Source organism: Massilia sp. TWP1-3-3 (assembly GCF_049897805.1).
Lineage (GTDB): Bacteria > Pseudomonadota > Gammaproteobacteria > Burkholderiales > Burkholderiaceae_D > Telluria_A.
Genome location: NZ_JAFCWX010000011.1, coordinates 178,709 through 201,226, shown reverse-complemented (window position 1 = coordinate 201,226; position 22,518 = coordinate 178,709). Strand labels below are relative to the sequence as shown.

Annotated in this window: 18 protein-coding genes and 2 tRNA genes; 6 read left to right on the top strand and 14 right to left on the bottom strand. The window is 62.6% G+C overall.

From position 1 onward, the window contains the following. Positions 1-54: 54 nt before the first annotated feature. The 4 genes from ACP7D4_RS13835 to ACP7D4_RS13820 all read right to left on the bottom strand — a co-directional run bounded on the left by ACP7D4_RS13835 (position 55) and on the right by ACP7D4_RS13820 (position 5,833). The gene (locus ACP7D4_RS13835) at positions 55-2,676 is read right to left on the bottom strand and encodes a PKD domain-containing protein (protein WP_426209598.1); all 2,622 of its coding nucleotides are present in this window, start codon (positions 2,674-2,676) and stop codon (positions 55-57) included. A gap of 147 nt (positions 2,677-2,823) precedes the next feature. Beyond that, entirely contained in the window at positions 2,824-3,720 is an 897-nt protein-coding gene (locus ACP7D4_RS13830; protein ID WP_426103654.1) for a recombination-associated protein RdgC, read from the bottom strand. A 135-nt stretch (positions 3,721-3,855) separates the two neighbouring features. Then, the gene (gene dinB / locus ACP7D4_RS13825; RefSeq protein ID WP_426103655.1) at positions 3,856-5,034 is read right to left on the bottom strand and encodes a DNA polymerase IV; all 1,179 of its coding nucleotides are present in this window, start codon (positions 5,032-5,034) and stop codon (positions 3,856-3,858) included. 109 nt (positions 5,035-5,143) lie between these two features. Beyond that, positions 5,144-5,833, bottom strand: coding sequence for a TetR/AcrR family transcriptional regulator (locus tag ACP7D4_RS13820; RefSeq protein WP_426209596.1), 690 nt, complete (start codon positions 5,831-5,833; stop codon positions 5,144-5,146). 296 nt (positions 5,834-6,129) lie between these two features. Here ACP7D4_RS13820 and ACP7D4_RS13815 point away from each other — a divergent pair, with 296 nt between their 5' ends. Beyond that, complete coding sequence (locus ACP7D4_RS13815) at positions 6,130-7,041, top strand: lipase family alpha/beta hydrolase (RefSeq protein WP_426209595.1); 912 nt, start codon at positions 6,130-6,132, stop codon at positions 7,039-7,041. A gap of 9 nt (positions 7,042-7,050) precedes the next feature. Then, positions 7,051-7,971, top strand: a complete 921-nt coding sequence (locus ACP7D4_RS13810) for a lipase secretion chaperone (RefSeq protein WP_426209593.1) — start codon at positions 7,051-7,053, stop codon at positions 7,969-7,971. Positions 7,972-8,159: 188 nt separating this feature from the next. Here the strand turns inward: ACP7D4_RS13810 and ACP7D4_RS13805 are convergent, their stop codons facing one another. Next, positions 8,160-8,999, bottom strand: a complete 840-nt coding sequence (locus tag ACP7D4_RS13805) for a S8 family serine peptidase (protein WP_426209591.1) — start codon at positions 8,997-8,999, stop codon at positions 8,160-8,162. 207 nt (positions 9,000-9,206) lie between these two features. On the opposite strand from ACP7D4_RS13805, the gene ACP7D4_RS13800 reads away from it, so the two are divergent. The 4 genes from ACP7D4_RS13800 (at position 9,207) to ACP7D4_RS13785 (ending at position 11,193) form a co-directional block, all read left to right on the top strand. Beyond that, positions 9,207-9,282, top strand: a tRNA-Val gene (locus ACP7D4_RS13800). A gap of 47 nt (positions 9,283-9,329) precedes the next feature. After that, positions 9,330-9,406, top strand: a tRNA-Asp gene (locus ACP7D4_RS13795). A 189-nt stretch (positions 9,407-9,595) separates the two neighbouring features. Further along, positions 9,596-10,078, top strand: a complete 483-nt coding sequence (locus tag ACP7D4_RS13790; RefSeq protein ID WP_426103660.1) for a cyclic nucleotide-binding domain-containing protein — start codon at positions 9,596-9,598, stop codon at positions 10,076-10,078. Beyond that, positions 10,078-11,193, top strand: coding sequence for an AI-2E family transporter (locus tag ACP7D4_RS13785; protein WP_426103661.1), 1,116 nt, complete (start codon positions 10,078-10,080; stop codon positions 11,191-11,193). Before ACP7D4_RS13790 ends, ACP7D4_RS13785 begins: the two co-directional genes overlap by 1 nt. A 24-nt stretch (positions 11,194-11,217) precedes the next feature. Here ACP7D4_RS13785 and ACP7D4_RS13780 read toward each other — a convergent pair whose 3' ends face one another. The 9 genes from ACP7D4_RS13780 to ACP7D4_RS13740 all read right to left on the bottom strand — a co-directional run bounded on the left by ACP7D4_RS13780 (position 11,218) and on the right by ACP7D4_RS13740 (position 22,424). Further along, positions 11,218-14,016, bottom strand: coding sequence for an EAL domain-containing protein (locus ACP7D4_RS13780; RefSeq protein ID WP_426209589.1), 2,799 nt, complete (start codon positions 14,014-14,016; stop codon positions 11,218-11,220). A 189-nt stretch (positions 14,017-14,205) separates the two neighbouring features. Further along, entirely contained in the window at positions 14,206-16,509 is a 2,304-nt protein-coding gene (locus ACP7D4_RS13775; protein WP_426209587.1) for a YgiQ family radical SAM protein, read from the bottom strand. A gap of 183 nt (positions 16,510-16,692) precedes the next feature. Next, complete coding sequence (locus ACP7D4_RS13770; protein ID WP_426103664.1) at positions 16,693-17,001, bottom strand: DUF4404 family protein; 309 nt, start codon at positions 16,999-17,001, stop codon at positions 16,693-16,695. Positions 17,002-17,013: 12 nt separating this feature from the next. Next, positions 17,014-17,226: a VF530 family DNA-binding protein gene (locus ACP7D4_RS13765; RefSeq protein ID WP_426103665.1), complete on the bottom strand. Its 213-nt coding sequence runs from the start codon at positions 17,224-17,226 to the stop codon at positions 17,014-17,016. An 86-nt stretch (positions 17,227-17,312) separates the two neighbouring features. Continuing rightward, positions 17,313-17,756, bottom strand: a complete 444-nt coding sequence (locus ACP7D4_RS13760; RefSeq protein ID WP_426209585.1) for a hypothetical protein — start codon at positions 17,754-17,756, stop codon at positions 17,313-17,315. Positions 17,757-17,902: 146 nt separating this feature from the next. Continuing rightward, complete coding sequence (locus tag ACP7D4_RS13755; RefSeq protein WP_426103667.1) at positions 17,903-18,532, bottom strand: DUF2238 domain-containing protein; 630 nt, start codon at positions 18,530-18,532, stop codon at positions 17,903-17,905. A 42-nt stretch (positions 18,533-18,574) separates the two neighbouring features. After that, entirely contained in the window at positions 18,575-18,928 is a 354-nt protein-coding gene (locus ACP7D4_RS13750; RefSeq protein WP_426103668.1) for a DUF3147 family protein, read from the bottom strand. Between the two features lie 102 nt (positions 18,929-19,030). Then, a complete protein-coding gene (locus ACP7D4_RS13745; protein WP_426209583.1) occupies positions 19,031-20,215 on the bottom strand; it encodes an MBG domain-containing protein in 1,185 nt (394 codons plus the stop codon). A gap of 76 nt (positions 20,216-20,291) precedes the next feature. Further along, on the bottom strand, positions 20,292-22,424 hold the full coding sequence (locus ACP7D4_RS13740) for a M3 family metallopeptidase (protein WP_426209580.1): 2,133 nt from the start codon (positions 22,422-22,424) through the stop codon (positions 20,292-20,294). Between the last annotated feature and the right edge of the window lie 94 nt (positions 22,425-22,518).

Sequence of the window (22,518 nt, the reverse complement as noted above, 5' to 3'; positions counted from 1 at the left end):
CCGAAAAAAAGCCGGCCATCGCGAGATGGCCGGCTTTTAGCAATCCAGGACGATTTAGCGCGTCAAGACATAAAACTTCGCGCCAGCGCCAGTCGACAGGCTGGTGACCGTCTGGACCAGCGCTACCTGCTTGCCCGTCGAGCTATGGTAGATCTGGATGCCATAGCTTTGCTGGCCGGCGATCAGCGGCAGCGTCAAGTCGGTGTCCGGCTGGAACAAGGCGCCGACGTAGCGCTTGTAGCTGGACTGGTAGGTCTTGCTGTTGTAATCCGGGTAGCTGCCTGCCACATAGGACATGACCAGCGTTTCCTCATTGTGCGCCGAATGGCTCAGCGACTGCATCATGCCCGTGTACGACAGCCGGCCGGCGGCAACCAGGGTATCGGTACGGTAATAAGCGCCACTCGATGTGAACAGCAAGTCGTCGTTCTCGCTCAGGTAAATAGACGACACATAGTCATAGTTGTAGGCTGACGAGCCGGTGTTGCCAACCTTGCCGGTCAGCGCATCGATATCGGCGTAGTACATATAACCGGACGACGAAGACGCATACAGGTAGGTGCGATTCTTCAGCCCCGAATACACGCCGCGGTAGTTACCGTACAGCGAAGAACTGGTCGAGCCCAGCGTGCTGGTCAGGTCCACGCCGGTACGGCCGTCGATCACGGCCACGCCCGTCCCGTACGAATTGTAGTTGGAGCGCCCCAACAGCTGGACGATGGCGCCATTGTTGACCAATGCTTCGCTATAGTTTTGGTCGGTGCTGGTCGAATGCAGCAAGGTGCCCGCTTCCAGGTCCACCAGCGACACGATGCCTTCTTGCATCACTACCGCCAGTTTGCCGTTCGGGCTCAGGCTGACTGACTTGCCGGGAAACGGCAGCAGGACGGTTTTGATCAGGCCAGTGAACGGATCGACGATCTTGACCGTATTCGGATTGGTCGCCAGGATGACCAGCTTGTCGAGGCCCTTGCTGTAGCGCGACTCCAGCGGCGCGAACGCCAATTCAACATTGGCCGCAAAAGCGCTCAGCGCGCGCACGGTGACATACGCAATATTGCTGTGCACGCCATCACTGACGGTCAGCGACAACACGTAATTGCCGGCCAGATCCGGGGTGAACGACAGCGCCGGCGACGACGGCGCGGCAATGGCGGCGCCCGAGCCGGCCGGGGCCGAATCGACTGCCCAGGCGTAGGTCAGCGCCGTGCTGTCGTCGTCAAAGCTCATCGCGCCCGACACCGTTGCCGTGCCGCCCACCAGGACGGTGGCAAAACTCTTGTCGGTCACCGCGACCGGGGAAAACGTGCCGGCCTGGAAGGTCATCGATTTTTCCGAGAACGCGCCCGACGGGTCCGTCACGCGCAGCAGCACAACATAACTGCCGGCCAGGTCGGTCGTCATCTGGACCGTGGCGCCGGTCGTGGCCGACAAGGCTGCCGCGCTGGCGGCAGGTTTGCCCGTCAGGCTCCAGGCGTAGGTCAGCGTGTCGCCATCGGCGTCGACGCTACCCGCGCCGCGCAGCGTGACGGCGGTGTTGAGCGGCAGGCGCACTGCCGGGCCGGTCTGGATCGCGGCCGGGGCGGCGTTGGTCGAAATGGTGGCGAACGGGCTGCGGTTATTCACGGTAATCGTGGTCAGGTAAGAGCTCAGCGCACCGGCACTATTGGTGGCGCTCATCTTGACCACATACTCGCCCAGCAGGTCCGGGATGATCTGGCTGGTGTAGCCGGTGGCGCTGCTCAGCACGGCATTGCTGCCGGTCGGCTTGCTCACTACGCTCCAGGCCATGCTCAAGGCACCGCCGTTCATATCGTAGCTGCCGTAGCCGTCGAGCGAGACGATATAACCGGAGTTGACATTGAGCTTGCCATTGCCGGCGGCGCCCGGGGCGACGGCCGACGACACCACCACCGTTTGCGGGGCGGTATTGTCGACATTGAAAACGTAAATGGTGTCGCTGTAGGCGCCGCGCTCGTCCACGCCATGGGCGCGCACCTTGTACAGGCCGGGCAAGTCAGTCACGAAGCGGCTGACAGCGCCATCCACGGTCAAGCCGGCCAGGCTGTTGGACGGTTTTTCCAGCAGCGTCCAGCTGGTCGTGACGACGTCGCCGTCGGCATCTTTGCTGCCGCGCGCGTCGAGCACCACGATCGCGCCGGCGTTGAGCGACTGGGTGGGGCTGGTCGTGGTCACGCCCGTATAGGCGGCGGTGATGACGACATTGGTCACCGGCGCGGCATTGTCGCGCACCAGGATCGTCACTTTTTTCTCTGAATAAGCGCCCTTGCTGTCGGTCACGCGCAAGGTGATGACGTAGATGCCGGCCACATCGGGCACGAGCGTCTGCTTGACCGCGGTGTCCGCGGCCAGCACCAGCGCGCTGGTGGCAGGTTTGCTGGTGATCGACCATTTGTAGGTCAGCGCGTCGCCGTTGGCGTCGGCGCTGCTGCTGCCGCTCAGGATCAGTTCACCGCCCGTATTGGCGCTGACGTCCGCGCCCGAACCACCGGCCTCGACCATCCCGGACAGCAGCATGGTCGTCACCGGCGGCGTATTGACGGCCGCCGGCGCGTCATTGCCGCCGCCGCCGCCGCAACCGGATACCAGGGCGGCCACCAACGCCGCACCCATGGCCCAACGGCCGCTACGGCCCAGGAAAGTCGAAATGAACATGTGTATTTAACTATAAGAAATAAATGGAAGGCGGATCATACCTTAACCATTGTTTAACAAATAACTTTTTTAAACCCAACGGTTAAAAAAAAGCCCGGAAGCTTGCGCGTCCGGGCCGATCATGGTTTTTTCGTTACTTTTATTACATCACGCCTTGGCTTCGCCGCCCAGCGCTTCGACCAGGTCGGTCATCAGCTTGGACAATTCGCCCGTCATCAGCATCATGTCATTGTCAAAACGCTCTTCATCGTTGCGCGTGCTGGCGTCGCTTTCCTTGATCACGTCCAGCGGCTTGATGCCCTTGATCGCCAGCGATTCGGTCAGCACGAACGAGATCTTGTCGTTCCACGTCATGGCAAGGCGCGTGCATTGCTTGCCGGCGGCGATGTGGCGGCGGATATCGTCCACTTCCAGCGCGTGCTTCACATAGCGCACGGCCGCCTTGCTCTCGCCGGTGGCGCGCAATTCGGTATCCTGGTCGACCGTAAAGCCGACCGGCGCCTCGTCCGTTTCCAGCCAGGCCGTCATCACGGCCACCGGCGAGCGCTGCACGCGCAAGCTTTCCAGCGGCATACGGTCGACCGCTTTCAACAGCAGCTTGATGACTTCATCGGCCTTGCCCGGGCTGGCCGCGTCTATCACCAGCCAGCCGTTGACCGGATCGATCCAGGTCCAGACATTGCTGCGGATGCTGAACGCGCGCGGCAGCAATTCGTCGGCCACGCGCTCCTTGAGTTCCTTCATGGCCTTTTTGCCCGGCGCGAAACCCTGGGCTTCTTCCATCTCGGCAGCCTTGGCCTTGGCGACCTGGTTGATCACCGAGCTTGGCAGCAGCTTTTTCTCGGTGCCCAGCAAGATCAGCATTTGTTTGTTGACCACGTGAACCAGGATGCCGTTGCCGCGCGGCGAATCCCAGCCTTGACGCAGCAATTCGTTGCTGTTGGCCGGCACGAAGCTCTGTGGCGCCAGCGCCGCTTCGAGTTGTTCAGGGGTAAATGCCCATGGTGCGGGCAGGCGATAAATCTGAAGATTCTTGAACCACATGTGCGTTTGCCTTGTTTCAGTCGATATTTCCAGCGGAACGACATTTTACACGGTCGGGTAGGCGAACCGGCAGGTGCGCTTGTCCAACTGTGGTGCCGTCGAATAACTTTTTAACGCATTCGTTGTTGACTTCACTCACACCGATGGGAACAGTTCCGCCTGCGCATTGCCGCCGGCATCAAGGCCGGACAAGTCGGTCAGCGTCGACATCCGCACGCCCAGCAGCCGGATCTTTTTTTCAAACGGGACGCGCCTCAGGCAGTCGCGCGCGGCCTTGAGGATGGTCAGCGGGTCAGCGGTGTTGCGCGGCAGCGTGATGTCGCGCGTGACGGTGGTGAAGTCCTCGAACTTGAGCTTGATGCCGACCGTCTTGCCGGCCAGCGCATGTTTTTTCAGGTCGTCGGCCACGCGCTCGCACAGCGCCTCGAATTTGGCCGACAGCACCTGCCGGTCCGTTACCACTTGCAAGTCGCGCTCGAACGTCACCTCGCGGCTGACCGACTTGGTTTCCGAGGTGGTGCGCACCGGGCGCTCGTCCACACCGTGCGCCACGCGCACCAGCCACGCGGTATAGACTTCGCCGAAGTGGGCGCGCAGCAGGTGCACGTCGGCGCCGGCCAGGTCGCCAATGGTGGCGATGCCCAGGTTGTTGAGCTTTTCGCGCGCCTTTGGTCCAATGCCGTTGATCTTGTGGGCTGGCAGCGGCCACACGCGCGTCTGGACGTCTTCGGGCGACAGGATGGTCAGGCCGTTCGGCTTTTCCAGGTCGGAGCAAATCTTGGCCAGCAGCTTGTTGGGCGCCAGGCCAATCGAGCATGACAGGCCCGTGGTGTGCGACACCAGTTCCTTGATTTGTTGGGCGACGGCGGGGGCGCGCGCGCCGAATTCGGTCAGGTCGATGTAGATTTCATCGATGCCGACGTTTTCGATGATGGGCGCCACGTCCGCAACGGCTTGCTTGAACATGCTGGAAAACTTGCGGTAGGCGTCAAAATCGGTTGGCAGCAAGATGCTGTCCGGGGCCAGCTTGGCCGCCTTCATGATGCCCATCGCCGAAAACACGCCGAGCGCGCGCGCCTCGTAGGTGGACGTGGTGACGACGCCGCGCCCGACATAGTCGCGCATCAGGGCGAACTGGCGCCGGCCGTCGGCCTGCACCACTGGATGCTGGTCGCGCCCGCCGCCGATGACAACCGCCTGGCCGCGCAGCTCCGGATACTTGAGCAATTCGACGGACGCGTAGAAGGCATCCATGTCGAGATGGGCGATGTAGCGTTGCGGCTCGCAGGCGGGGACGGGAGTGGGAAGGTTCACGATGGGGGCGAAGTACTGTGATTACATACAGTATCGCTTACCGCGCGCAATGTTGCAAGAGCTTGCCGTTTGCACCATCGTAGGGCGGAAAAGCGGCAGGCCTTATGCCCTACCTCAGGTGGCTGCGCAGGAACAGCGACACGCTGTCGGCAAACTCATCCACGCTGACCTTGGCCGCCTTGTACTTCCAGCGCTTGAGGTACCAGTCCTGGAACAGGGCCAGGATATGGGCGGCGATCAGCGTCGTATTTCCCTCGGGCAGCGGGCGCAGCTCGTCGAGCAACTGCGCGATCAGCGTCTGGATCGACAGCTCCGAGTTTTTCGCCATGTTGCGCTGGTCGAAATGGAGCACGCGCGAATCCATGTAGACGAAATAAAACCACGGCTGCAATATCTCGGACAAATAAATCGTCCCGCGCACGAGCGACTCGAGCCGCTCGCGCGGATCCTCGATGTGGGCAAACATGCGCGGCAGCTCGTAGGTTGTCTGGCGCACCACATCCTCGATCATCTCGGCCAGTTGGTCCTTGCCTTCGATATAGCCGTATAGCCCGCCCATCGACAAACCCGTCTCGCGGCACAGGTCGCGCAGGCTCATGGCGCGAAAACCCACCTCGTTGGCGAGCCGGAACGTCGCGACGAAGATTTTTTCCATGTTTTCAAGCGCCGGCTTGCGCCGCTTGACGCCAATGCGCTCGGCATGGCGGTCGACCAGATAGGCCCAGATCGTCTCACCGTTGAGCGGCGTCATGGTCTGGAATTGATCGAAGTCGAAACGTCTGGACTGGATACTTGCCATATTGCGCTCGCCGTGGCCTTAAGTTGGTTCCCAGCACGATTATATCGCTTTAAAACCACAGATAAGTTCTGGTCAGAAAAGAACGAGCGCACTTATTGCGCTGCGTCATGCTTTTTACGGAATAGGGTGCTAAATTCAAAAAACCGAGCGCTCGCTCTAATTTGAAACATAATTTCCAGGCTTGCATGAGCGGAAAGATCTGGTGAGCTCGGTAACACGAAGGAATGTGCGGCTTGAACCGCACAACTTCAGTTCCAGTAGTCGACTTCAATTCTAAAAAACCATCAGGAGACAAAATGAAGAATCGCTTTTGGAAGTGCGCATCCGTAGTCCTCGCAGCAGCGCTCGCCGTGCCTGCCCCATCCTGGGCACTGGGTTACACCCAGACCAAGTACCCCATCGTCCTCGTTCACGGCCTGTTAGGCTTCGACAACATTGGCCCCGTCGAGTATTTCTACGGCATTCCCTCATCGCTGCGCAGCGGCGGCGCGACGGTCTACACCACCAGCGTGTCGGCCGCCAACAGTACCGAAGTGCGCGGCGAACAGCTGCTGCTCCAGGTCAAGCAAATCATTGCCGCCACCCGCCTGGAAAAGGTCAACCTGATCGGCCACAGCCACGGCGGGCCGACCAGCCGCTATGTCGCCTCGGTGCGTCCCGACCTGATCGCCTCGGTCAGCTCGGTGGCCGGCGTAAACAAGGGCTCCAAAGTGGCCGACATCGCGCTTGGCCTGGTGCCGGGCGTGACCAGCACGCTGGCCAACGCCGTGGCATCCCTGCTCAGCTTTTTGTCGGGCAGCGGCGGCCTGCCGCAAAACGGCCGCGCCGCATTGACCTCGCTGTCCACCGCCGGCACCGCCGCCTTCAATGCGCGTCATCCGGCCGGCCTGCCGACCACGGCCTGCGGCGAAGGCGCGTATGTCGTCAACGGCGTGCATTATTTCTCCTGGAGCGGCGGCAAGAGCTGGACCAACGCACTCGACGCGCTGGACCCGATCTTCCTGCTCACCGGCGCGGCCATCGGCGAAAAGAACGACGGCCTGGTCGCCAGCTGCAAGAGCCACCTCGGCCGCACCATCCGCGACGACTACGGCATGAACCACGCCGATGAAGTCAACCAGCTGATCGGCATCGTCAACCTGTTTGAAACGAGTCCTGTCACGGTGTTCCGCCAGCAGGCCAACCGCCTGCAGGCACTGGGCCTGTAGGGGCTTGCCATGGCCGCCTTGAGCAGATTGACCAAGCTGGGGGCGCTCTTGCTCGCCGCCGGCCTGCTGTATGGCATGTTCGCGCGGCCGGACCTTCCCGCGCCCGCGGACAAGGTGCGGCAGGAAGCCGATCCGTTTGCGTTCGTGCGCTCGATGGAGGGCACGCGGCCCGACGGCGACATCAAGCAAAGCGCCGACGGCGACCTGGTGGTAGACGCCGAACTGGGACACCTGTTCGACTACTACCTGGCCGGGCTGGGCGAGAAAGACCTCGGTGCGATTCGCGCCGAGATCGAACGTGAGCTGGACCGGCGCCTCAAGCCTGGTCCGGCTGCGCAGGCCAAGCGCCTGCTCGCCAGCTATCTCGAGTACAAGCGCGCGCTGGTCGACGTCGAGCAGCAGATGGTCGCCACCAGCGACATGGCCAAGTCGGCGCGCGCGCGCCTGGAGGCGACGCAAAAGCTGCGCGCGCGCTTCTTTACGCCGGCCGAGAGCGCGGGCCTGTTCGGCTTTAGCGACGCCTACGACCTCGATGCGCTGGCCCGCGTCGACATCAGCGTCGACCCGAAGCTGACGGCCGAACAAAGGGCCGAAAAGCTGGCCGCGCTCGACAAGAAGCTCTCGCCTGCGATGCGCGCGGAACGCGAGGCGCCCACCCGGGTCCTGCGGACCGAGGAAAGCGTGCAGAAAATGCGCGAACAGGGCGCCAGCGACGATGAAGTGTATCGGGTGCGGGCGGCCGCGTTCTCGCCCGAAGGGGCCAGCCGCCTGGCGCAGCTAGACCGCGAGGAAGCGGACTGGAAGCTGCGCATTGCGGCCTACAAGACCGACCGCGCCGCGCTGCAACCAGGCGCGGAAGCGATGCTGCAGCAGTTACGCAGCAAATACTTCAGCGAAGAGGAACAGCGGCGCTTGGGGGCATACGAGTAGCCGCGTTGTGGGTAGGCGCGTTGCAGGTAGCCGCATGTAAAGGCGCCAAGCGGCGCCGCGCAGGAAAAAAGGGACGTGTGGCTAGCCACCCGTCCCTTTTCACATGCTTTTGTTACCATGTCAGCCGCAGCGTGTACTTGCCGCTCGCGGTGTCCGTACCGCCGCTGGCGGCGGGGTGCTGCCACCACTTAGTGCCGCGGTGGCGTCGACAATGCCCGCGCCGCAGCCGCCGCACGCCGCCGGAAAGGCGCGCGCGGTCGACTTGAAGGTGCTCTCGATCTGGTCGGCGTCAGACCCGGGGTTTTCGAGATCATCAGCGCCGCGACGCCGGCCACATGGGGCGCAGCCATCGAGGTGCCCTGGTAAAAAGCATAGCTGTCGGCGCCCGGCGTCGTGGTGCCGGCATTCAGGGTCGACAGGATGCCGCCGCCAGCCGTGCGCGCGTCGCCGCCGGGAGCGGCCACGTCGACCACGGCGCCATAGTTCGAGTAGTACGCCCGTCCCCCGGAGCGGTTGGTGGCGGCCACCGCAACCACGCCGGAGCAGTTTGCCGGGTTGGCGCCGCTGGCGTCGGCGTTCGAGTTACCGGCCGCGACCACCACCACCGTGCCGCGCGAACGGGCGCTGTTGATCGCGTTTTGCGAGGTGTTGGCGCAGGCGCCGCCGCCGCCTAGCGACATGTTGATCACGCGCGCCGGATTGGCGTTGGCGGGCACGCCGCTGACGGCGCCGCCGGAAGCCCAGATGATGGCGTCGGCAATGTCGGACGGGTAGCCGCCGCACTTGCCCAGCACCCGAACCGGGACGATTTTTGCGTTGAAGGCTACGCCCACGCCATTGTTGGTTTTGGCGGCGATCGAACCGGCGACGTGGGTGCCGTGCCAGCTGGAGTTTGATGCGCCCGAACCGGCGCCGCACTGGCCGGCGACGGTGGCGTCGCCCGGGTCGCTCGGGTCGGCGTCGCGCCCGTTGCCGTCGGCGGCCAGGGGCAATGCGGCGATCAGGGCCGCTACGCAGAGCTGCAACAACGATGGGCGATGCGAATGCTGTTCATGAAAAAGCAAAGGCGGCGCGCCATTCCCCACCATCCCCGGAGTGGACGGGGCATCAATGAAATTGAACAATTTTGGGTTTTTTTCGCAAAGCACTTGCGCACTTTGAAAAAAATAGTATATGATTCGGCCTCTTCAGACGAGGTGACAATCGTCGGATGCAGTCTCTGAATAGAAGTGTGCGGGCGCTTAGCTCAGTTGGTAGAGCGGAGCCCTTACAAGGCTTAGGTCGGGAGTTCGAGCCTCTCAGCGCCCACCAGATCAGAGACGTGGCATCATGATCAGCAGTACCGATCAGATTAATACGGAGTGGTAGTTCAGTTGGTTAGAATACCGGCCTGTCACGTCGGGGGTCGCGGGTTCGAGTCCCGTCCGCTCCGCCAGCATCAAGAAAAGGGCCCGATTCGTCGGGCCCTTTTTGCATTTGTCCATCCTCCTGCATGCCCGGCTCTCGCCTCGGCCCTACGCTCCTTGCCCGTGTGACGTTTTTAGCACCACGCGGCGCGAATCTGCTGCGCCGGCCATCCCCGTGGCGCATAATCAAACCCATCTACGTTCTTGCCGGAGCTCCCTTGATTTTTGGATTGTTCAAGCCGCAACCCCTGTCCCCGCGCCAGGCCAGCCTCAAGCTTTGTCCGCTGTTTGATTCGCTCACGCCGCTGGAACTCAAGATTGTCGACGGTCTCATGCACGAGCGCCGCTTCCTGGGCGATGAAATCGTTTTCGACGAAGGCGAGGAAGGCCAGGCGCTGTATCTGATCACGGCCGGACGCGTGGTCATCAGCCAGGCGCACGACAGCGCCTTTCGCATGGTCGCCGAACTCGGTCCCGGCGCCGTATTCGGCGACCTGGCGCTGCTCGACGATACGGCCCGCAACGCCCAGGCGCGCGCCGTCGGCCAGCTCGAAGTGGCAGTCTTCTTCCGCGCCGACTTTCTCGGGCTGATGGAAACGGACGCCAAGATCGGCTACAAGATCGCGCTCGCGCTGGCGCGCCTGATCGGGCAGCGCCTGCGCGAGTCGATGGGCGGCGCGGCGCTGGAGGAGGCGCTGTGATGTACGCGCGGCGCGCCGGGCCGGTGGTATGGGCCGGCATCATCGCGGCCACCATCGTGCTGCTGATGCTGCTCGAGCACATGATGTGGCTGGCGATCCCTTTCCTGTTCGGCACCATCCTGTACTACATCCTGCTCGGCCCGATGCAGCGCCTGATCCGCCTCGGCGTGGGCCAGGACCTGGCCGCGCTGACCGTGGGCGGCGGCTTTTTTGCGCTACTTTCACTGGTCGTGGTGGCCGCGTTTTCATGGAGCGATTCGGCCGCCGACTCGTGGCAGGCACTGATCGGGCACTATCTGGAGGGCGGCGTGGCCTTCGTGCGCAACTCGATGCACCTGCTGGAGGCGAAGTTCCCGGTGCTCGAACAGATCCACCTGACCTCGGTCGTCAACAAGCGCTTCAAGCTATTTACCGACAACTTCGCGCAGCAGCACCTGGCCGGCATCGTCGTCGCCACCGCGGGCTGGCTGCCGTCGCTGCTGCTGGCGCCCTTCCTGACGTATTTTTTCCTGCGCGACGGCGCCAAGTTTGAAAAATTCCTGGCGCGCGCGGTGCCCAATGCGTTCTTCGAGCGTACGCTGTTCCTGCTGCATGAAGTGGACCAGACCGCGCGCCGCTATTTCGTCGGGCTGATCAAGCTGACCATCATCGACACCATCATGCTGGCGCTCGGACTGTGGGCAATCGGCGTGACATCGCCCCTGGCGTTGGGGCTGATGTCGGCGCTGCTGGCCTGGGTGCCGTTTGTCGGCTCGATCCTCGGCTGCGTGATGGTGGTGGTGGTGGCCTCGACCGACGCGCCGGCCGACCCGCTGATCGCCTATAGCGCGATCGGGGTGTTCATCGCGGTGCGCCTGCTTGACGACTTTATCTTCATGCCCATGACGCTGGGGCGCAGCCTGCAGATCCATCCCCTGATGACGGTGGTGATGATTTTTGCGGGGGGCACCGTGGCCGGCGTGGCCGGCCTGATGCTGGTGCTGCCGATCCTGGGCGTGGTGATGGTGATCGGCGAGACGCTCGGGATGCTGATCACCGACCCGCGCCTGCGCGCCCGGCATCGCAACGCAATGGCGCTCAGGCGCAAGCAGGCCAGTGCCGATCTGGTCGATTAGCCCGTATACATCGTCCCCGGTGACTCACAGCGTCACTTTTTGCGCGCGCAGCAAGGCGTCGAACTCCTCGCCCGGCATCGGCCTGGCGAATAAATATCCCTGCCCGTAGTCGCAGCCCGCCGCGAGCAGCAAATCGCACTGCTGCTGCGTTTCCACCCCTTCGGCGATCACGCGCAGGCCCAGCTTGTGGGCCATGACGATGATCGCTTCCGACAAGGCCATGTCGCTGGTGTTGGGCGCCAGGTTGCGGGTGAACGAACGGTCGATCTTCAGGTAGTCGATATCGAATTTCTTCAGGTACGACAGCGACGAATAGCCGGTGCCGAAATCGTCCAACGCTACCTGGATGCCGGCGTCGCGCAGCGCCAGCAGCTTGTCGGTCACGCCGGTGCTGGCGTCAAGCAGCAAGCCCTCGGTGATCTCGACCACGACCGCGTCGCCGTCGAGCCCGAGCGCGTCCAGATGCGCGAACCAGCCTTCGTAACCCTTGCCCTCGCGCTGAAATTCGAGCGGCGACTGGTTGACGCTGACTTGAAAGCGCGCATTGTGCTCGGCCCGCCAGCGCTGGACCCAGCGTGCCGACTCCTTGAACACCCACTCGCCAATGTCCAGAATCAGCCCGCTCGCCTCGGCCAGCGGGATGAATTCCATCGGGCTGACCAGCCCGCGCTGCGGATGCTGCCAGCGGATCAGCGCCTCGGCCTTGTGGATGCTCCCGGTCTTCAGGTGGACGATGGGCTGGAAGAACACGCGGAACTGGTCGCCCTTGAGGGCGCTCCTCAAGTCATTGGTCAGCCGCATGCGGTTGAGTGCCGCGACCTGCAAGGCCGGCGTGAAGTAGCTGAAGCGGTTGCGCCCGGCACCCTTGGCCGCGTACATGGCCTGGTCGGCGTGCTTGAGCAGGTCGTCGATGTCGCGCGCGTCGTCCGGATACAGCGTGATGCCGATGCTGGCCGAGACAAACGCCTGCTCTTCGCCAAGCTGGAACGGCGCCTGCAGGACGTCGAGGATTTTCTGGGCAATCACGTCCACCGGCGAGACCGCCGACAGGTCCGACAAAATCACCGTGAACTCGTCGCCGCCCAGGCGCGCCACGGTGTCGGTCTCGCGCACGCAGGAGCGGATCCGGCGCGCGGCGTCGATCAGCAGGATGTCGCCCTGGTGGTGGCCGAGCGTGTCGTTGATTTCCTTGAAATGATCGAGGTCGATGAACAAAATCGCAATGCGCTGTCCATCGCGCCGGCTTTTCATGATGTCGTGCTCAAGGCGGTCGTGGAACATGCGCCGGTTGGGCAGTTCGGTCAGCGGATCGAAGTTGGCCTGCTGCCAGATCATCGCTTCCGACTTTTTTTGCTCCGTCACGTCTTCGATCATGCACAGGTGGTGCGGCTGGGCGTCGCTGGCCGTTTCGATTTTCGCGATCGACATGTCGACCCACACCACCGAGCCGTCCGGGCGCAGCAGGCGTTTGCTGGTCTTGAAGCCGACGGCGGCGCCTTCGCTCAGCTGCGCCATCAGCATGACGTCGTCGGCCATGTCGTCCGGGTGCGAGATGTCGGTCCAGTGGCCGCTCTTGATCTGCTCGAAGCTGCGGCCGGTGATCTCGGCGTAGCGCGGATTGACGTCCTTGAATTCGCCGGTGCGCGAGTCGATCAGCGCAATGCCCATCGGCGCCTCTTCGAACATGGTGCGAAAGCGCTGCTCGCCCTTGCGGATGGCGTACTGCGCGCGGCGCCGTTCGCGCGCCAGCAGCCACACGTGCACGCCGGCGCCGGCAAACAGCAGCACGGTGGCGCCGATCAGCACCCGGTACAGCCACGCCATCGTGTTCGCCATCGGCGAACTTTGGTACAGGAAGCCGTCGTACGTGACCCCGCGCGGCAGCATGCCCAGGTCGGCGTAGGAATCGGCGATGTGGCGCCAACGGTCCGGATTCATGTAGCCGATTTCAACCAGCACCGGCTGCACCAGCGCGACCATCTGGCGCGCCTCGAACAGCAGGTGCTGGCGGTCATGGCGCGTGGTGTATTTGGCGATGATCAGGTCGGCCATTTCCTCCTGGTGCGCCATGGCATAGGCCCAGCCCTTCATGCTGGCGGCGCGAAACGCCTTCACGCGCGCCGGATGGGCGGCGATTTCGCGCTCGCTGGTAAACAGGTTGTCGCCGTAATAATCGATGCCCGCCGCGCGCGGGCTGTAGACGTCGTAGGCGAAGCCGAGCCGGTCCAGGTAGTCGGGCTCGTTGGTGACGTAGGCCGACATCGCCTCGACCTTGCCGCTCATCAGGTCGCTGATATTGTAAGTATGCTCGACCCGTACCAGGCTCTTGACGGGCACGCCCTCCTTGGTCAGGAAGGCAATCAGTTCATCGGCCTGGGTGAGCTCGTCGACGAGCGAGCCGATCATGACGCGCTTGCCCTTGATGTGGCCGATCCCCGCCTGGTCGCGGTGGCGCACCAGCAGCACGTAGGGCGAATGCTGGAGGATCACGCCCAGCACGACCAGCGGCTTGCCGGCGGCGCGCGCCAGCAGCAGGCTGCTGCTGCCCACGCCATAGTCGGCGCTGCCGTCGATCACGCGCCGCTCCGGTTCGCCGCCATCGCGGCCTTCGGCGATGGTCACGTCGAGCCCGGCGTCGCGGTAAAATCCTTTTTCGACGGCGGCATAATAGCCGGCGAACTGGAACTGGTGGGTATGCTTGAGCTGGAGCGTGACTTTGTCCTGCGCGTGCGCCGGCAGGCATGCGCACAGGGCGAACGCGGCAGCGATGGACGCGCTCGGCCACAAGGACAGGCAGCGCCGCAACAGGAACAAAGATGTCATCAAACGGTACGCATTCTCGGATGGTGCACTATGGCAACCTAACATCCGATTGTACGATTGTTCGTTACAGAACAGGCGAAAAACCCGATCCGCCGTGCATGACAACAACGGCTTGCCAAAAAATCAAACCGGGGTCAGACCACTTTTGCAGTTTTGCAAAAGTGGTCTGACCCCGGTTTGATGGCAACGCTATTTGCGGCCGGGGCGCGCTTTGGCGGCGGGGGCTGCAGCGACCTTGTGACGCGTTTTGATGGTCGACAGGATCGAGGCGCGCACCTTCGATTCGGGCGAGATGAACGGCGTGGGCGCACTCGCGCGCTCGGTCTTGCGCTTGGGCGCGGCGGCGAACTTGTCGAGCGTGCCGGCGCCGGAGGTCTGGCGCTTGCGCTCGCCCGCAGCCAGGCCGCCGTCTTCGGACGCCTGCCAGCTCGGCACCAGGTGCCGGTCGCCATTGCCGATCAGGTCGCCACGGCCCATCTTGACCAGCGTCTCGCGCAGGATCGGCCAGTTGGCCGGGTCCTGGTAGCGCAAAAAGGCTTTGTGCGCGCGCCGCACCTTGCCGCTTTTGGCGGTCTCGACGACCTCGGAATCGGCCGTCACCTTGTGCAGCGGATTCTTGCGCGAATGGTACATGGTCGTTGCCATGGCCATCGGCGTGGGCATGAAGGTTTGCACCTGGTCGAGCTTGAAGTTGTTTTTCTTTAGCCACAGCGCCAAATTGAGCATGTCTTCATCGGTTGTGCCCGGGTGGGCGGCGATGAAGTAGGGAATCAGGTACTGCTTCTTGCCGGCTTCCAGCGAGAAACGGTCGAACATTTCCTTGAACTCGTCATAGGCGCCGATGCCCGGCTTCATCATCTTGGACAGCGTGCCTTCCTCGGTGTGCTCGGGCGCAATCTTGAGCAAGCCGCCCACGTGGTGGGTAACCAGTTCTTTGACGTATTCGGGCGAACGCACGGCCAGGTCGTAACGCAAGCCCGAGCTGATCAGCACTTTTTTGATGCCTGGAATGGCGCGCGCCTTGCGGTACAGCGAGATTAGTTTGCTGTGGTCGGTACCCAGATTGACGCAAATGGTCGGATACACGCACGACAGGCGGCGGCACGATACCTCGATCGCCTTGTCTTTGCAGGCGAGCCGGTACATGTTGGCGGTTGGCCCGCCCATGTCGGAAATGGTACCCGTAAAACCCTTGGTCTTGTCGCGGATATGCTCGATTTCGCGCAGGATCGACGGCTCCGAGCGGCTCTGGATGATCCGCCCTTCATGCTCCGTGATCGAGCAAAAGGTGCAGCCGCCAAAGCAGCCGCGCATGATGTTGACCGAAAAGCGGATCATGTCCCAGGCCGGAATCTTGGCCTTGCCGTAGCTTGGATGCGGGGCGCGCGCGTAATTCATGTCGTACACGCCGTCCATTTCATCCATCGCCAGCGGCAGCGGCGGCGGATTGATCCAGACGTCGCGCTCGCCGTGCGCCTGCACGATGGCGCGCGCATTGCCGGGGTTCGATTCCAGGTGGAACACGCGCGAGGCGTGCGCGTACATGACCGGGTCGTCCTTGACCACGTCGTACGCCGGCAGGCGCACCACGGTCTTGTTGTGCTGCTCGCGCAGCATGGCCTGGCGCTCTTCGCGCGTCATGATGCGGATCGGCTTGATGACCTCAAGCGGCGGGGTCGAGGCGATGCCTGATGCATTTTCAGTGGCGCAGGCGGCCTTGTCTTCCTGGGCCATGGCGTACGGATCGGGAAGGGGGTCAACCTTGCCGGGCACGTCGACCCGGCTCGAATTGTGCACGCCCCAGTCCGGGCCCGGCAGCCAGCCGCCCGGGGCCATGAAGGCGGTGCCGCGCAGGTCGCGGATATCCTTGATGCTTTCGCCGGCCGCCATGCGGTGGGTCAGGTCGACCAGCGCCCGCTCGGCATTGCCGAACAGTAGCAGGTCAGCCTTGGAATCGGGCAGCACCGAGCGGCGCACCTTGTCGGACCAGTAATCGTAGTGGGCAATGCGGCGCAGCGATGCTTCGATCGAGCCGATGATAACGGGCACGTCGGGAAAGGCTTCGCGCGCGCGCTGGGCGTAGACGGTGACGGTGCGGTCCGGACGCTTGTTCGGCTCGCCGTTGGGCGTGTAGGCGTCGTCGGAACGGATCTTGCGGTCGGCCGTGTAGCGGTTGACCATGGAGTCCATGTTGCCGGCGGTGATGCCGAAATACAGGCGCGGCTTGCCCAGCGCGCGGAACGGTTCGGCCGACAGCCAATCGGGCTGGCTGATGATGCCGACCCGGTAACCCTGCGCCTCGAGCAGGCGGCCGACCAGCGCCATGCCGAAACTCGGATGGTCGATATAGGCGTCGCCGGTGACCAGGATGACGTCGCACTGGTCCCAGCCCAGGTCGGCCATTTCGGCGCGGGACATGGGAAGGAAAGGCGCGGCGGAAGCGCGGCTAGACCGCTTGGGGACGGTCGCAAACAGGTTGATTGGGGAGTTCATTGGCCGGTATTGTACCGGAAAACGCGCGCTGCCGACTCGCCCTGCCGGAAAATTCCAGACGGGGATCATGCAAAAACGTCTTGATTATCAATAACTTGTGACGTTTGCGCCACAAAAACAGGCAGCGCGGTGCAATCTGCTGCGCGATCGACTGTGCAGGCAAGCTGCACAGTTAAGGCGCGATCAGATTCCCATATTGGCGAGCATGCGCCCCAGTTCGCGCAGCGCAGGCTCAAGCCGCGGATGGTCGACCGCGAAGCGGGCGGTAAGTTCCTGGGTGCGCTCGGCCAGGCCGAAGGTCTGCGATTCGGCGTCGTCAACGGCGGCGGCGGGGGCGTCAATCGCCGTGCGCCGTTCGAGCAGGGTGCGGATGTCGCCGTCGAGCTGGCGCAGCAGCGACTGCAATTCTTCATCGATGTCGCCGGTCTGGGCCAGATTGGCGTGCAAGTCCTGCAAATGGGCTTTGAGGTTTGCTGTGTCTTGATTCAACATGTCATCCTCGATTTATGGTGTGAACTGCGTCTGCAGGTACAACTCTTCCACTTTGCTGCGCGCCCAGGGGGTCTTGCGCAAAAAAGTCAGGCTGCTCTTGACGCTCGGGTCGCTGTTGAAGCATTTGATGTCGATCTGCTTGCCCAGCGCTTCCCACCCGTAATGCTCCACCAGGCGCGTCAGGATCGATTCTAATGTAATACCGTGTAATTCCTGAACACTCATTGTTGTTGCAGTCTCCAATGTTAAGTAAAGCCATACGGGTAACTTTACACCGAAATGCCCCCGGCGACCATGCCGGGCGCGCAGGCTTATTGGGAAACATGCAGGTCGTACCGCGCGCCGTTGGCAAACAGGCACGAGCCGGAACCGAGCGTGGCACTGCTCATCGCATAGTCGCAGCGCGCAAAGCCGCCGCGGTTGCCGCTGGCATTGGCCAGGCCCTTGGACGAGTGGGGCGCGCGCGTCGCTTCCCCCTGGTAAGACTCGCCGCCTACATTGAACGAAAATTGGCCGTGCCCGTCTTCCGGATTGCTGATGATGCCCGACGTGGCCCCCATGCGCGAGGCTGCTTGGTTGCCCGGATACAGGCGGGCCGTGTAAGGCGCGCGGATCGCGGCCATCGGGATGATCGCGGTGCCCGAGGCGCTGTAGCCGCCCCCGCCGGGCATGGTCTGGTTCAGCGGCATCACGTAGCAGGCCGACAGTGCGCCACCGGTGAGGCAGACAGCAAGAACACTTTTCAAATTAAACATCATTTTCACTCCTTCAGGTTATCCATCAAGGTGCAGCTCAATGGAACCAAGTATAAGGAGGCGAAACTATTTTTCCATTTTATTCGACAAGGAATCGCGGCACGATACCTTGCAGATCTTGCCGTGCTACGCGGGACGCGCGACAGTCATGGCTGGGGCGCCGGTGCCACGCCCGCACTGCTGCGGGCATACACCAGCGCCCAGCCCAGGCTGCCCAAGGTCGCCATCAGCATGTCCTTGTGCGCGTCCCACATATCGCCCTGCTGGCCGTTGTAGGCTTCGGCGTCCTTGCCGGAAAGCGTCATGGCGACGGCCAGCTCGAACCACTCATACCAGAGGCTGGCGATCATGATGGCCGAAATGGCGATCACAAAGGCGCGCAGTGGCGTGACGACATAGCGCCGGATCACGTACGAGGCAATGCACGGCGTAAAACAGGCACCGAACATGAAATGCACCAGCCGGTCGAAGTGATTGCGCGTCCAGCCCATCGTGGCATTGATGGAAAACCCGAACAGGCTCTGGCCCCATGCATCGTAGGGCACATACGAATACAGCCAGCGCGCCGCGATCGAATGCACGGACAGGAACAAGGCCATGAAGAAAAAATCCCGGTCGCCAACCTGCAGGCGCGCGCTATAGCGCCACATCAAAAACAGGGCAAGCACGGTCAGGGAGCCATGCATTGCCTGTTCCATCGGGTCGGGCGGCTTGATCCAGGTCGCTGCGATGACGAGCAGCATGAGCGCGGTGCTGATGCGTTTGGAAGGAAACATGACGTTACGGGACAATGCCAGGCACGGTCAAGGCGGGCGCGCTCACGGAAGCAACTCGACGCCGAACTGGCGCATCACGACAGCAAACGCCACGAAACAACAGGCCGTAATGCCGACACTGGCAATGAGCGTGAGCCAGAATCCCAAACGCGGCAACAGCACGGGAAAAGCGAGGAACATCGGCAGCGTCGGTACCACGTACCAGAATGTGTACCAGGCGTGATTGGCGATCTTTTCCGGCGGCTGCTTTTCAAGATACAACCAGATCAGCGCAAGGAACGTTACCAATGGCAACGCAGCGAACAGGCCGCCGAGCCGGTCGCTGCGTTTTGCCGCTTCCGATATCAGCACGACCAAGCCTGCCGTAATCAGGTATTTTGTGACCAGCCAAGCCATATTGCCTCCTTGAGCAAAAGGCAACAGTCTACCCTTTCTCCAGACGCAAAGTGTTCCTGTTCCCGCCGCGGGGCCGGCGGGTGGCCCCGCCGCCCAACCTGCTTAGTCTTCAGGCACCTCGCCGAGCTGCACCGCATCCGGCAATTTGATGCCGTTGTTGACCACTTTCAGATTCAACCTGGCCAGGCTGCGCTTGCCGTTGCCATTGAAGCGATAGCCGAAGGACGCCGGCTCATCGCCTTGTTGCAGCACTTCGTCGCGGTTGCCGCCGGCAAGTTTGACAGAAGTAGCGGACAGCGCACTGGTGATGGCATCCTTGATTGCGCCGTCTTGCGCCGTGATCGCCAGCGTGCCGTCCACCAGTTTGGTGAAGTCGTAGTTGGTCGCAACCAGCCCCGTTGCGTTGGCGCTAATGACCGCGTACCCCACTGGCGTGATGCCATTTGCGGTACTCGTTGCGTTGGCCGAACCGCTGACCACGGCGCGCGTATCCCCATTGACGAAGCCGGTGACAGTTTGCGTAAAGACCGGATTGACCGCGCCATACAGCCGGGCCTGGTCATCGGCAGTGACGGTCAGCTGTGCCTTGCTGATGCTCAAGGCGCCATTGGTGGCTGAAATCACGTAGTTGCCATTGGCAAGCGCATTGGCATTGATCGTGTAGCTTCCGACATTGTCGCCGGCCACCAGGCCACGGCTGGCGCCGGCCGCTTCCGCAGTGAAGGTCAGCGCCGGGTCGGCGCTGCCGTAGACCTTGGTCTTGGCGTCGGCGGCAAGCGTGATCGGCCGCGCGCTGATGGTCAAGGCGCCGTTGCTTGCCGTGATCAGGTAGTTGCCGTTCCTCAGTGCATTGGCGTTGATCGTGTAGCTGCCGACATTTTCGCCGGCGCTGCGGGTGAGCGCGCCGGTGAAGCTGTCGCCCGCCACCAGGCCACGGCTGGCGCCTGCCGCTTCGACCGTGTAGGTCAGGCTCGGGTCGGCGTTGGCGTAGACCTTGGTGTTGGCGTCGGCCGTCAAGGTGATCGGACGGCCGCTGATGCTCAAGACACCGTCGAGCGCCGTGATCAGGTAGTTGCCACTGGCCAGCGCGTTGCCGTTGATGCTGTAGCTGCCGACGTTCTCGCCAGCAGCGCGCACCAGTGCACCGGCAAAGGTGTCGCCGGCGACTGCGCGAGGACAATGTAACTCTGCGGCACTGCGGTCCCATCTGCTACAGCCGCGTTCGCGAGGACGATATAGTGCTGCTGCACCGTTGCCCCTTTTGCTACGGCCTCCTTGAGAGGGCACAAGTTAGGCCTTCGCCGTCCTGACCGAAAAAAAACCGCTCCAGGTACAGAGCGGTTTTTTTACGACTGACGATCGATCAGTTGCCCACCAGCCCGCGCCGTTCCAGCAAAGGCTCGATCTTCGCATCGCGGCCGCGGAACGTGCGGAACAAATCCATCGCTTCGGCCGTGCCGCCGCGCGAAAGCAGCGTTTTGCGGAAATGGTCGCCATTCTTGCGCTGCAGGCCGCCGCTTTCGCGGAACCATTCGACGGTGTCGGCATCGAGCTTTTCGCTCCACAGGTAGGCGTAATAGCCGGCGGAATAGTCGCCGCCCATGCTGTGCGAAAAATACGTGCTGCGGTAGCGCGGCGGCACCGGCGCAAAATCGACGCCCGCCTCCTTCAGCGCGGCCGCTTCAAAAGCGAGCACGTCGCCGGGAACCTTGTCCGCGCTCAGCTGGTGCCAGCGCTGGTCGAGAATCGATGCCGCCAAGTACTCGGTGGTGGTAAAGCCCTGGTTGAATTTTTTCGATGCGGCGACCTTGTCGAGCAACTCCTTCGGCATCAAGGCGCCGGTCTTGTAGTGCTTGGCATAGTTGGCCAGCACTTCGGGCGCCGTCATCCACATTTCGTTTACTTGCGATGGATACTCGACGAAATCGCGCGGCACGTTGGTGCCCGAAAAACGGGGATATTTCACATTTGACAGCATGCCGTGCAAGGCATGGCCAAACTCGTGGAAGGCCGTCTTGACTTCATCGCTGGTGAGCAAGGTCGGCTCGCCTTTTGGCGGCTTGGGAATGTTCAAGTGGTTGGCCACGACCGGCATGTTGCCAAGCAGGCTGTTCTGGGACACGTAAGCATTCATCCAGGCGCCGCCGCGCTTGTTGCTGCGCGCGTACATGTCGGCCAGGAAGATCGCCAACTGCTTGCCGTCGGCGTCATACACGTCGAACACGCGCACGTCGTCGTTGTACACGGGCAAGTCCTTGCGTTCCTTGAAGGTCAGGCCGTACAGCTTTTCAGCGGCAAAGAACACGCCCTTGACCAGCACGCTGTCGAGCTCAAAATATGGCTTGAGCTGGTTTTCGTCAAAGCTGTAGCGCGCCGCGCGCACCTTGTCGGTATAAAACGCCCAGTCGTGCGCGGCGACCTTGAAACCGCCCTTCTCGGCGTCGATGATGTTCTGGATTTCAGCTGCTTCCTTGCGCGCGTTGGCAACGGCCGGCTTGGCCAGTTCGGACAGCAGCTTGTTGACGTTGGCCGTGTTTTGCGCCGTCTGGTCCAGCAGCGAATAGGTGGCGTAGTCCGGGTAGCCGAGCAGGGCGGCGCGTTCGGCGCGCAGCTTGGCCAGCTTGAGCACGACGGCGCGGTTGTCGAACTTGCCGCCGTGGCTGCCGCGGTTCATCGACGCGGCCAGCAGGCGCTCGCGCACGGCGCGGTTGGTCAGCACCGCCAGCGCGGGCTGGCCGGTGGTGTTCATCAGCGGCACGACGAATTTTCCTTTCAGGCCGCGCTTGTCCGCTTCGGCGGCGGCGGCGGTGATCTCGGCGTCACTCATGCCGGCAAGTTCCGTGCGCACATTGACCACCAGCGCCGAGGCGTTGGTTTCCTTGAGTACGTTCTGGCCAAAGGTGCTTTGCAGCGTGGCGATCTGGCCGTTATAGGCTTTCAGACGCTTCTTGTCTTCCGGCTTGAGGTCGGCGCCGGCCAGCACAAAGTCCTTGTTGTAGCGCTCCAGCAAAAATGCCGATTCCGGGTCGAGCCCGAGCGTGGCGCGCCGCTGGTACAGGGTCTTGACGCGCTGGTACAGCTTGTCATTGAGGAAGACGGCGTCGCTGTGCGCCGCCAGCTTGGGCGCCATCTCGCGGTCGATCGCGTCGAGCTTGTCGTTGGTATTGGCCCCTTGCAGCGACGAGAAAATGGTGCGTACGCGGTTGAGCAACTGGCCCGATTTTTCCATTGCCACGATGGTGTTGTCAAAGGTGGGCGCTTGCGCATTGTTCGCAATCGCGTCCATTTCCTTGAGGTTTTCGCGCATGCCGGCAACAAAAGCCGGCTGGTAATGGCTGTCCTTGATCTTGTCGAAGGGCGGGTACTCGTAAGGCAGCGTGCTCGCCGCAGCCAGGGGATTGGTGGCCGGCAGCGCGGCGGCGGCCGGTGCGGCCAGTGCCGCGCAATTGACCAGCGCGAGGCTGGCGGCGATGATAAGCATCTGAGGACGGTTCATGGCATCTTTCACGATCGCTAATGGTGGACTGCCGGCGGGTAGCCAGCAGCGGTCAGTCGAAGATGATATCAGGATGTTATGGAAGCGTCATGCG

Bases quoted from the DNA above. Each gene is read 5' to 3' on its own strand.
- ACP7D4_RS13760 (WP_426209585.1), bottom strand. From the start codon at position 17,756: ATGTTTAATTTGAAAAGTGTTCTTGCTGTCTGCCTCACCGGTGGCGCA.
- ACP7D4_RS13835 (WP_426209598.1), bottom strand. From the start codon at position 2,676: ATGTTCATTTCGACTTTCCTGGGCCGTAGCGGCCGTTGGGCCATGGGT.
- ACP7D4_RS13765 (WP_426103665.1), bottom strand. From the start codon at position 17,226: ATGAGTGTTCAGGAATTACACGGTATTACATTAGAATCGATCCTGACG.
- ACP7D4_RS13775 (WP_426209587.1), bottom strand. From the start codon at position 16,509: ATGAACTCCCCAATCAACCTGTTTGCGACCGTCCCCAAGCGGTCTAGC.
- ACP7D4_RS13770 (WP_426103664.1), bottom strand. From the start codon at position 17,001: ATGTTGAATCAAGACACAGCAAACCTCAAAGCCCATTTGCAGGACTTG.
- ACP7D4_RS13810 (WP_426209593.1), top strand. From the start codon at position 7,051: ATGGCCGCCTTGAGCAGATTGACCAAGCTGGGGGCGCTCTTGCTCGCC.
- ACP7D4_RS13815 (WP_426209595.1), top strand. From the start codon at position 6,130: ATGAAGAATCGCTTTTGGAAGTGCGCATCCGTAGTCCTCGCAGCAGCG.
- ACP7D4_RS13780 (WP_426209589.1), bottom strand. From the start codon at position 14,016: ATGACATCTTTGTTCCTGTTGCGGCGCTGCCTGTCCTTGTGGCCGAGC.
- ACP7D4_RS13785 (WP_426103661.1), top strand. From the start codon at position 10,078: ATGTACGCGCGGCGCGCCGGGCCGGTGGTATGGGCCGGCATCATCGCG.
- ACP7D4_RS13750 (WP_426103668.1), bottom strand. From the start codon at position 18,928: ATGGCTTGGCTGGTCACAAAATACCTGATTACGGCAGGCTTGGTCGTG.
- ACP7D4_RS13820 (WP_426209596.1), bottom strand. From the start codon at position 5,833: ATGGCAAGTATCCAGTCCAGACGTTTCGACTTCGATCAATTCCAGACC.
- ACP7D4_RS13740 (WP_426209580.1), bottom strand. From the start codon at position 22,424: ATGAACCGTCCTCAGATGCTTATCATCGCCGCCAGCCTCGCGCTGGTC.
- ACP7D4_RS13830 (WP_426103654.1), bottom strand. From the start codon at position 3,720: ATGTGGTTCAAGAATCTTCAGATTTATCGCCTGCCCGCACCATGGGCA.
- ACP7D4_RS13755 (WP_426103667.1), bottom strand. From the start codon at position 18,532: ATGTTTCCTTCCAAACGCATCAGCACCGCGCTCATGCTGCTCGTCATC.